The organism is Pseudomonas syringae group sp. 247E2, from assembly GCF_032587795.1.
Classification (GTDB): domain Bacteria; phylum Pseudomonadota; class Gammaproteobacteria; order Pseudomonadales; family Pseudomonadaceae; genus Aquipseudomonas; species Aquipseudomonas amygdali.
The window spans coordinates 116,038-128,010 of the sequence record NZ_JAWHPK010000008.1 but is presented as its reverse complement, the minus strand read 5'-3'; the positions used below and the strand labels follow the sequence as shown (position 1 = coordinate 128,010).

Genomic DNA, 11,973 nt, shown 5'->3' with positions numbered 1-11,973 from the left:
TCTCAAGATCACTATCGTCCCCATGCGGAGCATGGGAACGATAGTCGGGGGAGTGGGCTTAAAGCTTTTGCCAGACCTTCGGTTTGAAGAACAGTGTCTCGCCCTTGGCCAGGCCTACCAGGCTGTCGTGGTCTTTCACCACTTCGGCCTCGATCAGTTCGCTCTGCCCTTCCACTTTCAGCGTGACCCGTGTTGTCGCGCCCAGCGGGCGGATGTCGCGGACTTCGGCGGCGTGGTGGTCTTCGATTTCCTGACGCGACAGCGACACTTCATGCGGACGGAACAACAGGTGCCCTTCCTCGCCCAGGCTCAGGCGGTTGGAGTCACCCAGAAAGTGGTAGACGAAGTCGTTGGACGGGTTCTCGTAGACCTCGCCCGGCGAGCCGATCTGTTCGATCACGCCCTTATTCATCACCACGATGCGATCAGCCACTTCCATGGCCTCTTCCTGATCGTGGGTCACGAACACCGAGGTCAGGTTAATGTCTTCGTGCAGGCGCGCCAGCCAGCGACGCAGTTCCTTGCGCACCTTGGCGTCCAGTGCGCCGAATGGCTCGTCCAGCAGCAACACTTTGGGCTCGACCGCCAAGGCTCGGGCCAAGGCGATACGCTGACGCTGACCACCGGACAACTGCTCCGGATAACGATCGGCCAGCCAGTCCAGTTGCACCATGTTCAGCAGTTCGTGGACCTTTTCCGCGATGCGCGTTTCGTTCGGACGCTCACGCTTGGGCTTCATGCGCAGGCCGAACGCGACGTTGTCGAACACCGTCATGTGGCGGAACAGCGCGTAATGCTGGAACACAAAGCCGACGTTGCGATCACGCACGTCATGGCCGGAAACATCTTCGCCATGGAACACGATACTGCCGTCATCCGGAGTTTCCAGGCCGGCAATAATGCGCAGCAGGGTGGTCTTGCCGCAGCCTGAAGGGCCGAGCAAAGCCACCAGCTCGCCACTCTGGATATCCAGACTGATGTTGTTCAGGGCCTTGAAGGCGTTGAAGTTCTTGCTGACGTTACGGACTTCGATCGACATGATTATTCCTCCGCCGCGTTATGGCGCAGACGGTTAATGCGGGATTCGCTCCACTGCTTGAGCAGCAGGATGAACAGCGCCAGGATCAGCAACAGGCTCGCCACGGCAAAGGCTGCAACGTGGTTGTACTCGTTGTAGAGAATTTCGACGTGCAGCGGCAGGGTATTGGTGACGCCGCGAATGTGCCCGGAAACCACCGACACCGCGCCAAACTCACCCATCGCCCGCGCAGTACACAGCACTACGCCGTAGATCAGGCCCCATTTGATGTTCGGCACCGTGACGTGCCAGAACATCTGCCAGCCGTTGGCACCCAGCAGCCGCGCCGCCTCTTCTTCCTGAGTACCCTGCTCCTGCATCAGCGGGATCAGTTCGCGCGCAACGAACGGCACAGTGACGAAAATGGTCGCTAGCACGATGCCCGGCAGGGCAAAGACGATCTGGATATCGTGGTCCTGTAACCAGGGACCGAACAGGCCCTGCGCACCGAACATCAGGACGTAGACCAGACCGGCAATGACTGGCGATACCGAGAACGGCAGGTCGATCAGCGTGACCAGAATGCTCTTGCCGCGGAACGAGTATTTACTCACGCACCATGCGGCGCTGACGCCGAATACCAGATTGAGCGGCACCGAGATCAGTACCGCGATGACCGTCAGCTTCAGCGCCGACAGCGCGTCCGGCTCGAGGATCGCGGTAAAGAACGCGCCCAGACCGTTTTTCAGCCCCTGAGACACCACGATGAACAGCGGCAGGCCCAGAAACAGAAAAAACACCAGCCAGCACAGGCCGATCAGAATACGTCGCGACACCGCGCTGCCACGACGGGCGGCGTTGGCAGAGGCGGCGGCTGAAACAGATGAATAAGACATGTTCTGCGCCTCCTCAGGATGGGGTTTCAATACGCCGCTGCAGCAGGTTGATCAGCAGCAGCAGAATGAAGGAAACCACCAGCATCATCACGCCGATAGCGGTCGCGCCGGTGTAGTCGTACTGGTCGAGCTTGACCATGATCAGCAGCGGCAGGATCTCGGTTTTCATCGGCATGTTGCCGGCAATGAAAATCACCGAACCGTACTCGCCCACGCCTCTGGCAAACGCCAGAGCGAAGCCGGTCAGCCAGGCAGGCAACAAGGCCGGAACGAGGATGTGGCGAAACACCTGCAGAGGACGCGCGCCCAGGCAGGCAGCGGCTTCTTCGACTTCCTTGGGGATGTCGGCCAGCACAGGCTGCACGGTGCGCACCACGAATGGCAGGGTGACGAACGTCAGCGCCAGGGTAATACCCAACGGCGTGTAGGCGATCTTGAAGCCCAGGTCGGCGGCGAACTGCCCGACCCAGCCATTGGGCGCGTACAGCGCCGTCAGGGCGATACCGGCCACAGCAGTCGGCAGGGCGAACGGCAGATCGATCATTGCATCGATGATCTTGCGACCGGGGAAGGTGTAACGCACCAGCACCCAGGCCAGCAGCGTGCCGATCACGCCATTGATGAGGGCCGCGTAGAACGCGGTGCCGAAACTCAGCTTGAGTGCCGCGATCACGCGTGGTGCCGTGATGATGGTCCAGAACTGATCCCAGGTCAGCTGCGCGGCATGCACGAACATGGCGGCCAGCGGTATTAGCACAATCAGACTGAGGTACACCAAGGTGTAGCCCAGCGTCAGCCCGAAGCCGGGTATGACGGGGGAGATACGACGCGACATAAAAGTCCTTGGTTTCACTTGCACGAAGCCCGGAGGTTAATCCGGGCTGCTTGACCCAACCTGCAATGCCACTCGCGCGGCATCCTGATTCGGCTTATTGCGCCTGATAAATCTGGTCGAACACGCCGCCGTCATTGAAAAACTTCGGCTGCGCAGTTTTCCAGCCGCCAAAGTCTTTGTCGATAGTCACCAGATCAAGTTTCGGGAATTGCTTCTCGTACTTGGCGGCTACTTCGGCATCACGTGGACGATAGAAGTTTTTCGCAGCAATTTCCTGACCTTCCTTGCTGTACAGGTGCTTCAGGTATTCAGTCGCGATTTCAGTGTTGCCTTTCTTCTCGGCGTTTTTGTCGACTACGGCTACCGGAGGTTCGGCGAGAATCGACAGCGACGGCACGACGATGTCGAACTTGTCTTTGCCACCGTCTTCTTTCAGTGCCAGGAATGCTTCGTTTTCCCACGCCAGCAGCACGTCACCCTGACCGTTGTTGACGAAGGTAATGGTCGAACCACGCGCACCGGTGTCCAGAATCGGCACGTGCTTGAACAGCGTCTGCACGTATTCCTTGGCTTTGGCTTCGTCACCGCCGCCCGCCTTCAGGCCGTAGGCCCAGGCCGCCAGGAAGTTCCAGCGTGCACCACCTGAGGTTTTCGGGTTCGGCGTGATCACCGAGACGTCTTTCTTGATCAGGTCGCCCCAGTCCTTGATGCCTTTGGGGTTGCCCTTGCGCACCAGAAACACGATGGTCGAGGTGTAAGGCGTGCTCGCATCCGGCAGACGGGTCTGCCAGTTTTCGGGCAGGGTCTTGCCCAGCTTGGCGATTTCGTCGATGTCACCGGCCAGTGCCAGGGTCACCACGTCTGCACGCAGACCGTCGATCACGCCACGGGCCTGCTTGCCCGAACCACCGTGGGACTGCTTGATCTCGACCTTGTCGTCTGGATGGGATTTTTTCCAGAAGTTGACGAATTCTGCGTTGTAATCCTGATACAGCTCGCGGGTCGGATCGTAAGACACGTTGAGCAGTTCGTAATCCTTGGCAACAGCCGAACCTGCGAAAACAGCACTGGCGAGAGCGGCCAGAGCAAAACGGCGAATGGACATAGATGAAGCTCCTGGAAATGCGGTGTGTTGGCTTTTTTAATTTCTTCTTGGCGCGTCAGAACGGCATCCGTACGGGCGCGCTGCTTTTTTCAGGGGAGGTATCAGGAGTCAGGATGAAGCCCTCCGGTTGACCAGTCGGGTAATGCCGCTTCAGCTCTGCTTGGCGGCGGGGTTCTGCAAACGAAACTTTTCCTTGCGCTCGATCTGCACCACTTGCGCGTTGTGCACAGTGATTTCGACGGCGCCAAAACGCAGGTCACGCAACGCACTCTGAATCTCACGCAGAATTGCTGCTTCGTCCTGACCGTCAACACTACGTAGAGATGCGCTCATTGTCTTATTCCTTGAAAGATGAGAAGCCGGCCGTCGCGACTGGGGGCGATGGCGTATGGCGGTGAGGCAATAATAGTGAGGTGCGGATATTCTTAAAAAGACTATTTAAGAATGCAGATATAACCAAAAGAAATTTAGCGGTTAGAGATTTCGCCAGGATGCGTTGCACACCCTGGCAAGCCTTGCTCTGGCGGCTTCAGCCGGGCTGCTCGAAGACCGGTGCATGCGTCCAGTCGATAGCCTGCGCGACCATTGGCCGGGCAAACCAGTAGCCCTGGCCCAACTGGCAACCGTTGCCCAGCAGGAACGCAGCCTGATTCGCATGCTCGATGCCTTCAGCCAGCACCCGCATGCCCAGGCTTCCCGCCAGCGCGATGACCGCTCTGACAATCGCGATGTCGTCATCGTCGCCGGGCAGTCCAGCCACAAAACCCTGGTCGATCTTCAGCTTCTGAACCGGCATGCGCTTGAGCCGCAGCAGCGAAGAATAACCCGTACCGAAGTCATCGATGGCCAGGCTCAGGCCCAGTTCGCGCAGGCGATGCAATTGTTCGATGGCCTGTTCGGGGTCTTCCATGACTGCGCTTTCAGTCACTTCCAGCTCCAGAAAGGCAGGCTCAAGCCCGGTCTCATGCAGTGCCTGTGCTACCCGACGGTCGAGGTCGCCATGATTGAACAGGCGGCTGGAGACGTTTACCGCGACGAACTCGACCGGTACACCTTCCGCCAGCCAGGCCTTCATCTGCAGACAGGCGGTTTTCAAGACCCAGGCATCGATATCGGCGATCAGCCCGCTTTGCTCGGCAATCGGAATGAATTCCCCCGGCGAAACCATCCCGCGCTCGGGGTGCTGCCAGCGCACCAGCGCCTCGACACCGCGAATACGGCGGGTGACAAGGTCATGAACCGGCTGATAGAAGACCCGCAGTTGTTCCAGTTCGACGGCCTGACGCAGTTCATAGGCCAGTTGCACGCGCTGTTGGGCGTGGGCGGTCAATTCCTCGGTGTACAACGCATAACACTCACGACCGTCGCCCTTGGCCTTGAACAGCGCCGAGTCTGCATTGCGCAACAGTTGCTCGGCGGTCAGCGCATCGCCGGGGAACAGGCTGATGCCAATGCTGGCAGTGACAAACAGCTGATGCGCGGCAATCGCGAACGGTGCCTTAAGCGCATCGATCACCTGCTGTGCCAGCGCGGCAGCCTGAACCAGCTGCGAGCAGTTCTTGATCAACAGGGCGAACTCGTCGCCGCCCGGACGCGCCAGAGTCATTTCATTGCCGGACACGCTTTTGAGCCGCTCGGCGACGGCCCTGAGCACATCGTCGCCCACGTTGTGGCCAAGGCTGTCATTGATGTTCTTGAAGTGGTCCAGGTCGATCAGCAACAGTGCGCAGCCGCGTTTGCTGGCGCGCGCCGAAGTCAGCGCCTGGCTGATGCGATCAGTCAGCAGCAGGCGATTGGGCAAATCGGTCAGCCCATCGAAGTGGATCAACTGGGCCAGCTCCTGTTCGGAGCGTTTGATAGCTGTAATGTCGGAAAACACCGCTACAAAGTGCCTGGGTTGGCCGTCATCGCCCATAACGCTGCGAATGGTCTGCCATTGCGGATAGATCTCGCCGCTTTTACGCCGATTCCAGATCTCGCCGCTCCACTGGCCCTCGCTGATGATCGAGTGATACATCTGTTTGTAGAACTCCGGGCCGTGTCGGCCGGACTTGAACTTGCTGGGGTTGAGGCCCAGTACTTCTTCGGCCTGATAACCAGTGATATCGACGAAAGCGCGGTTGACGTGAACGATGTGGCCCTGCGCATCGCTGACCAGCACCCCTTCGCGAGTGCTGTCGAACACCGCTTCCGCCAGCCGCAGCCGGTCGTAATCGGCTTGCTGGCGCTGAAAAAGCGCATCGCCACCGATCAGGCTTCTCAATCTGTCACGTGCGATGAAGATCATGACCGCGCTGAGCAACACCCAGCTGTAACCGGCCATCAGTTGCCAGAACGCCAATCGAGCAGGTTCTTTTATGAAAAAGGGCAGCAACAGGTCGCACGTCACAAACCACAAAATGGACAGCAGCCCATACAGGACGGCCGTTCGCAGCGCGCCAAGGGAGTAATCTGACATCGGAAACGAAGAACCTCAGATAAAGCCGGAATTATAAAGCAAGAAACATCCTGCGACTCTTATCTGAAAGGGTGACTGGTTTTCTGTGGGATGTCAGTGATAATGCACGCGTAACTTTTTTCTTCATGAGTATCTTTACGAGGGCCAAACAGCCTATGTGGTACAACGGTTTGCTCGACCTTTCCGTCTGGCAGGTAATAGCAGTCACGCTGGCGATGACCCATGTGACTATTGTCGGCGTCACGGTCTATCTGCACCGCTACTCAGCCCACCGCTCGCTTGAGCTCAATGCGGGGCTGAAACACTTCTTCCGTTTCTGGCTGTGGCTGACCACTGCCCAGAACACCCGCGAGTGGACAGCCATCCACCGCAAACACCACGCAAAATGCGAAACCGTCGACGACCCGCACAGCCCGGTCGTCAAAGGCCTGTCCACCGTGCTGCGCAAAGGCGCCGAGCTGTACCGCGAAGAAGCTCAGAACCAGGACACCCTGCGTATCTACGGCAAGAACTGCCCGGAAGACTGGATCGAGCGCAACCTGTATTCGCGCTACAAGCTGCTGGGTATCGCCCTGATGGCAGTCATCGACGTGGCACTGTTCGGTGCGCTCGGTATCACCGTGTGGGCCGTCCAGATGATGTGGATTCCCTTCTGGGCTGCTGGCGTGGTCAACGGTCTGGGCCATGCCGTCGGCTATCGCAACTTCGAATGCCGTGACGCGGCCACCAATCTGGTGCCGTGGGGCATCGTGATCGGCGGTGAAGAGCTGCACAACAACCACCACACCTATCCCAACTCGGCCAAGCTGTCGGTCAAGCCCTGGGAATTCGACATGGGCTGGGCGTGGATTAAGCTGTTCAGTTTCCTGGGGCTGGCCAAAGTCCAGCGGGTCGCGCCCATCGCCCATCGGGTCGAAGGCAAGGGCCACATGGACATGGACACCGCCATGGCGATCCTAAACAACCGTTTCCAGATCATGGCGCAGTATCGCAAGCTGGTAATTGCGCCGCTGGTTGCCCAGGAACTGGCCAAGGCCGACGAATCGGTGCGTCATCAGTTCAGTCGTGCCAAGCGCCTGTTGTCGCGTGAGACCAGCCTGCTCGATGACAGGCATCACCTGCGCATCCAGACCATGCTGGAACACAGCCATGCGCTGAAAGTGATCTACGAAAAGCGTCTGGCGTTGCAGCAGATCTGGGTCAAGACCAGCAGCAATGGCCATGACATGCTTTCAGCCATCAAAGAGTGGATTCACGAGGCCGAAGCCAGTGGTATTCACTCGCTGCGTGAGTTCGCCGACCAGCTGAAAACCTACTCGCTACGCCCCGCCCACGCCTGATACCGTTGATCGGCGCGCCTCCCGCAGGTGCGCCGGTCCCGGAACTTATCCCCTGCCAATCTATCTCATCAACTTTCCCGCCAAACGGGATAGGGCACGGCACTGGCCGTAACGCTTGAGATGGATCTTATGGAAAAGCAGCCTCCTACCTCCCTACCCGGCACGCCGATCACTGATATGCCCGCAGCCGCAGAAACCCTGTTAGCCCTGATGCACGCCCAGGCAGAAGTTGCCCGCCTGAGCGAGCGCGAACAACTGTTCAGCTCATTGCTGGTGAGTGTGAACGCTGTTCTGTGGGCGTTTGACTGGGAAACCCAGCACATGATTTACGTCAGCCCGGCGTACGAGCGTATCTTCGGCCGCTCGGCGGGCTTGCTGCTGGCCGATTACAGCGAGTGGCGCGACAGTATCTACCCGGATGACCTGAACTACGCCGAGCGCAGCCTCAACGAGGTGATCGAGAAAGGCTCGATCGAGGACCGCGAGTACCGAATCATCCGTGCGGACGGTGAAGTACGCTGGCTCAGCGACAAATGCTTCGTCAGCCATCGCGCCGACGCCAGCCAGCGTCTGATCGTGGTGGGCATCGCCGAAGACATCACCGACAAGAAACACCTCGAGGATGAGCTGCAACGCCTGGCAACCACCGACGTGCTGACCCAGAGCAGCAACCGTCGACACTTTTTCGAATGCGCCCAGCGCGAGTTCGAACTGGCTCGCCTCAACGGCACGCCGCTGGCCTTTCTGCTGCTGGATATCGATGATTTCAAGCTGGTCAACGACACCTACGGCCATCAGGAAGGCGATACCGTGCTGCAACGCATCGCTGAAAGTGGCCGCTCGGCACTGAGGCGTGGTGACCTGTTCGGGCGTATCGGTGGCGAAGAGTTCGCCGCGGTATTCCCAGGCTGCGCGCCGGATATGGCCATGCAGATCGCCGAGCGCCTGCAACGCGAGATTCAGCGCCAGAACTTCCAGTCAGGCGGCACCACCTTCAGCATCACCGCCAGCCAGGGCCTGACTAATCTGGGCCCGGAAGACTCAAGCCTGGAAACCCTCTACGGCCGCGCCGACGCTGCCATGTATCAGGCCAAGCGCCAGGGCAAGAATCAGATCGTGCTGGTCTGAAATGCCTTCTCGACTATAGAAAGCACGACTGGCCCCTTCGCGAGCAAGGCGGATCGCCGCCCGGTCGCTCCCACAAACTCACGGAATAAAGTCCTGTGGCAGTCTGCGGTGCCCCGTAGGAGCGGACTTGTCCGCGAAGAGGGCGGTACAGTCAATGCATTGGCTGCGTTTGGAATATAGCCTTCGCGAGCAAGTGCGCACACGGCACCACACCCTGTGGGCGCGACCGGGGCGGCGATCCGTCTTGCTCGCGAAGGCCTCAGTCAGGTTCTACTTATCGAGCGGGCCCTGAACGGCGCTGGCCGGTTCCTCGATTACAGCAGACTCTTCGGCAGGTGGCTCAGGTGTCAGGTCCAGCAAATCAGGCTCGTCCTCCCCCTCAACCGTCTCGGCAGCCACCTCAGGTTCGGTTGGCAAGGGTTTCAACAGGCTAGGGTCAGTCACGCCGGTCAGTTTCTTGCGCAAACGCTGCAAGTCACCGACGCTCAGCTTCAACAGTTTGGCCGACTTGGTCTTGATCAGCGTGTTGACACTCTCTTCCTCGCCCAGACGTGCCATCTGCCCCGCCAGGTTCATTGCCAACACTTCGCGAGTAAAGATGCCGGTGTTGTACTGATACACCGCAGCGATCAGCTCACGCAGTTCCAGCGGCAAACGCCAGCGGGTGCGCAGAGCGGAACCGAAAGCAGCGGAATATTGCTCCAGCGATTGCTTGATTACGTCTTCATTCAGCTCGCCACCGGCCAGCAGCCACTCTTGCAAACAACCCAGCACAGCAAGATCGCCCAGCGACTGCAGCAGACCGGCACAGAAGCAACGCTCTACATCCAGCTCCAACATGCCGCCCAGAATGCGCGCGTAATCAGCCGTGCGTTGCGACATGGTCCAAAGCTCACTGGCCTGGGCCAGCAACGCGTCGCTGGTCAGCACGGCCATACGTTTCTTGGCCAGGCCTGACGCGATATTTGCGCCCTGCACCGGCCCGAGAATGGCCAGCGCCCCGCCCATGGTCTGCACCGGCTTGCCCAAATGTTGCGCGGCACTGTTGGCGGCGGCGATCAACACGGCAGTGATGTGCGGATCGTTGCGCAGCTCCTGCTCCAGCAAGGCAGCGTCGATGCCGTTGGCGGTCTGGCTGAGTTTTATCGCCGTCGCGACATCGACGAACAGTGGCGCGCCGTCAGCCACGTCACGGCGCTTGTCGAGAAACTTGGTCAGCGTCAAACCCGGCGTCAGCGCGGGCACTGCGCCCGCAACCGGGGCCTGACGTTCCAGCAGCAGGCTTTCCAGGCGCTGGCGTAGCCCTTCGGTATTCAGGGGTTTGGTCAGATAGGCAGTCGGCGCCAGTGGCAAGACCTCACGCACGCTGGCGCTGTCGTTGCGATTGCTGATCAGGATGAACGGGATGGCTGGCTGACGACGCAGGTTGCGTACGCCACGCAACAGGCTCAACCCGTCTATCCCCGGCAGCTCGCGTGCGGCGATGATCAGGTCAGGCAGTTGTTTCTTCATCCACTCGACGGCCTGCTTGCCATCGGTACACATTTCCAGGTCGACGTCCGCTCGCACACCCAACACCAGATCGCTGAGTGTTTCGCGAACCCACGGATCAGACTCAGCAATCAATACGCGAGGTACCGCGGGCAAATCTACAGCAGTCATCATGACTCTCCGACATCGATGCGTTCACCTTAGCCAAAGCCTTCGTCCGGATATAGCAAAAAGAGCGAAATACCCTCCTCCAGACCAAAAAAAACCCGTCGAAACGGGCTTTTTTTGTCTGTTTGGTCATAAATTAATCAATTTACGACTTCACACTTTTTACGCGATTTCAGCGAAGCATTCTTCCAGAATGGCCAGCCCGCGGGTCAGCAATTCGTCTTCGGCGGTCAACGGTACCAGTACGCGCAACACGTTGCCGTAAGTACCGCACGACAGCAGGATCAGACCCTTGTCACGCGCCTTGGCAACCACCTGCGCCACTGCCGCAGCGTTAGGCTTGTGCGAATCGCCGTCTTCGAACAGCTCGACGGCAATCATCGCGCCCAGCGCACGCACTTCGCCGATGACCGGGTACTTGGCCTGAATGCCCTTGAGCGCAGTCACCAGACGCTCGCCGACTGCCTTGCAACGGTCCAGCAGGTGCTCTTCTTCGAAGATATCCAGCACCGCCAGCGCCGCAGCGCAAGCAACCGGGCTACCGGCATAAGTGCCGCCCAGACCGCCCGGTGCGATGGCATCCATGTATTCAGCCTTGCCGCACACGCCCGCTAGCGGGAAGCCACCGGCGATGGATTTGGCGAAGGTGGTCAGGTCGGCCGCAACGCCCATCTGTTCCATCGCGAAGAACGTGCCGGTACGGCCAGCGCCGGTCTGCACTTCGTCTGCGATCAGCAGAATGCCGTGCTTGTCGCACAGCTCGCGCAGACGCAGCATGAACGCCTTCGGTGCCACGTAGAAACCACCTTCGCCCTGAACCGGCTCGATGATGATTGCAGCGATGTCCTTGGGTTCGGCGTCGTTCTTGAAGATGCGCTCGATGCTGGCGATGGAATCGTCAACGCTCACGCCATGCAGCTCGCAAGGGTACAGCGCGCGGAAGATACCGCCCGGCATCAGGCCCATGCCCGCCGAGTAAGGCACAACCTTACCGGTCAGGCCCAGGGTCATCATGGTGCGACCGTGGTAAGCGCCGGTGAAGGCGATCACCCCCGCACGGCCAGTGGCAGCACGCGCGATCTTCACGGCGTTTTCAACCGCTTCGGAACCGGTGGTGACCAGCAGGGTTTTCTTCTCGAAATCACCCGGCACTTTGGCGTTGATTTTCTCGCACAGCTCGACGTAAGGCTCGTAGGCCAGCACCTGGAAGCAGGTATGGCTCAGCTTGGTCAGCTGCTCTTGCACCGCAGCGATGATCTTCGGGTGCAGGTGACCGGTATTCAGAACGGCAATGCCGCCCGCGAAGTCGATGAATTCACGACCTTCCACGTCGGTAACGGTCGCGTTCTTCGCCGAAGCTGCGAAGATCGGGTGGATCTGACCAACGCCACGCGGGACGGCAGCATGGCGGCGTTGCATCAGGGATTCGTTAGTCTTGCTCATGTATTCCTCATTCGCCGCTCATCGGTCGGCGTGGGTCAAGGATCAAGCGGACCGGATCAACTGCGGCAGCATACGATGATCGACTGCTGCA

Annotated in this window: 10 protein-coding genes; 2 read left to right on the top strand and 8 right to left on the bottom strand. The window is 59.4% G+C overall.

The features are described from left to right. Window positions 1–58: 58 nt before the first annotated feature. The 6 genes from RYC18_RS07890 to dibA all read right to left on the bottom strand — a co-directional run bounded on the left by RYC18_RS07890 (window position 59) and on the right by dibA (window position 6,312). The gene (locus tag RYC18_RS07890; protein WP_002551393.1) at window positions 59–1,039 is read right to left on the bottom strand and encodes a sulfate/molybdate ABC transporter ATP-binding protein; all 981 of its coding nucleotides are present in this window, start codon (window positions 1,037–1,039) and stop codon (window positions 59–61) included. Window positions 1,040–1,041: 2 nt separating this feature from the next. Next, window positions 1,042–1,914: a sulfate ABC transporter permease subunit CysW gene (gene cysW, locus RYC18_RS07885; RefSeq protein ID WP_004662918.1), complete on the bottom strand. Its 873-nt coding sequence runs from the start codon at window positions 1,912–1,914 to the stop codon at window positions 1,042–1,044. Between the two features lie 13 nt (window positions 1,915–1,927). Beyond that, window positions 1,928–2,749, bottom strand: a complete 822-nt coding sequence (gene cysT / locus RYC18_RS07880) for a sulfate ABC transporter permease subunit CysT (protein WP_002551395.1) — start codon at window positions 2,747–2,749, stop codon at window positions 1,928–1,930. Window positions 2,750–2,843: 94 nt separating this feature from the next. Continuing rightward, the gene (locus tag RYC18_RS07875; protein ID WP_002551396.1) at window positions 2,844–3,854 is read right to left on the bottom strand and encodes a sulfate ABC transporter substrate-binding protein; all 1,011 of its coding nucleotides are present in this window, start codon (window positions 3,852–3,854) and stop codon (window positions 2,844–2,846) included. Window positions 3,855–4,004: 150 nt separating this feature from the next. Continuing rightward, the gene (oscA, locus tag RYC18_RS07870; protein WP_002551397.1) at window positions 4,005–4,187 is read right to left on the bottom strand and encodes a sulfur starvation response protein OscA; all 183 of its coding nucleotides are present in this window, start codon (window positions 4,185–4,187) and stop codon (window positions 4,005–4,007) included. A 196-nt stretch (window positions 4,188–4,383) separates the two neighbouring features. Beyond that, entirely contained in the window at window positions 4,384–6,312 is a 1,929-nt protein-coding gene (gene dibA, locus RYC18_RS07865; RefSeq protein WP_002551398.1) for a phosphodiesterase DibA, read from the bottom strand. Window positions 6,313–6,467: 155 nt separating this feature from the next. Between dibA and desA the strand changes: the two genes are divergently transcribed. Then, complete coding sequence (desA, locus tag RYC18_RS07860; RefSeq protein WP_005782427.1) at window positions 6,468–7,652, top strand: delta-9 fatty acid desaturase DesA; 1,185 nt, start codon at window positions 6,468–6,470, stop codon at window positions 7,650–7,652. 129 nt (window positions 7,653–7,781) lie between these two features. Beyond that, a complete protein-coding gene (locus tag RYC18_RS07855) occupies window positions 7,782–8,780 on the top strand; it encodes a GGDEF domain-containing protein (RefSeq protein WP_002551400.1) in 999 nt (332 codons plus the stop codon). Window positions 8,781–9,050: 270 nt separating this feature from the next. Here the strand turns inward: RYC18_RS07855 and RYC18_RS07850 are convergent, their stop codons facing one another. Together RYC18_RS07850 and gabT are read right to left on the bottom strand one after the other, a co-directional pair. Continuing rightward, a complete protein-coding gene (locus RYC18_RS07850) occupies window positions 9,051–10,445 on the bottom strand; it encodes a response regulator (RefSeq protein WP_316884935.1) in 1,395 nt (464 codons plus the stop codon). Between the two features lie 156 nt (window positions 10,446–10,601). After that, the gene (gabT, locus tag RYC18_RS07845) at window positions 10,602–11,882 is read right to left on the bottom strand and encodes a 4-aminobutyrate--2-oxoglutarate transaminase (RefSeq protein ID WP_005782423.1); all 1,281 of its coding nucleotides are present in this window, start codon (window positions 11,880–11,882) and stop codon (window positions 10,602–10,604) included. Window positions 11,883–11,973: the final 91 nt, after the last annotated feature.

Coding starts and splice junctions, on each gene's coding strand:
- RYC18_RS07890 (WP_002551393.1), bottom strand. CDS start 1,039: ATGTCGATCGAAGTCCGTAACGTCAGCAAGAACTTCAACGCCTTCAAG.
- cysW (WP_004662918.1), bottom strand. CDS start 1,914: ATGTCTTATTCATCTGTTTCAGCCGCCGCCTCTGCCAACGCCGCCCGT.
- cysT (WP_002551395.1), bottom strand. CDS start 2,749: ATGTCGCGTCGTATCTCCCCCGTCATACCCGGCTTCGGGCTGACGCTG.
- RYC18_RS07875 (WP_002551396.1), bottom strand. CDS start 3,854: ATGTCCATTCGCCGTTTTGCTCTGGCCGCTCTCGCCAGTGCTGTTTTC.
- oscA (WP_002551397.1), bottom strand. CDS start 4,187: ATGAGCGCATCTCTACGTAGTGTTGACGGTCAGGACGAAGCAGCAATT.
- dibA (WP_002551398.1), bottom strand. CDS start 6,312: ATGTCAGATTACTCCCTTGGCGCGCTGCGAACGGCCGTCCTGTATGGG.
- desA (WP_005782427.1), top strand. CDS start 6,468: ATGTGGTACAACGGTTTGCTCGACCTTTCCGTCTGGCAGGTAATAGCA.
- RYC18_RS07855 (WP_002551400.1), top strand. CDS start 7,782: ATGGAAAAGCAGCCTCCTACCTCCCTACCCGGCACGCCGATCACTGAT.
- RYC18_RS07850 (WP_316884935.1), bottom strand. CDS start 10,445: ATGATGACTGCTGTAGATTTGCCCGCGGTACCTCGCGTATTGATTGCT.
- gabT (WP_005782423.1), bottom strand. CDS start 11,882: ATGAGCAAGACTAACGAATCCCTGATGCAACGCCGCCATGCTGCCGTC.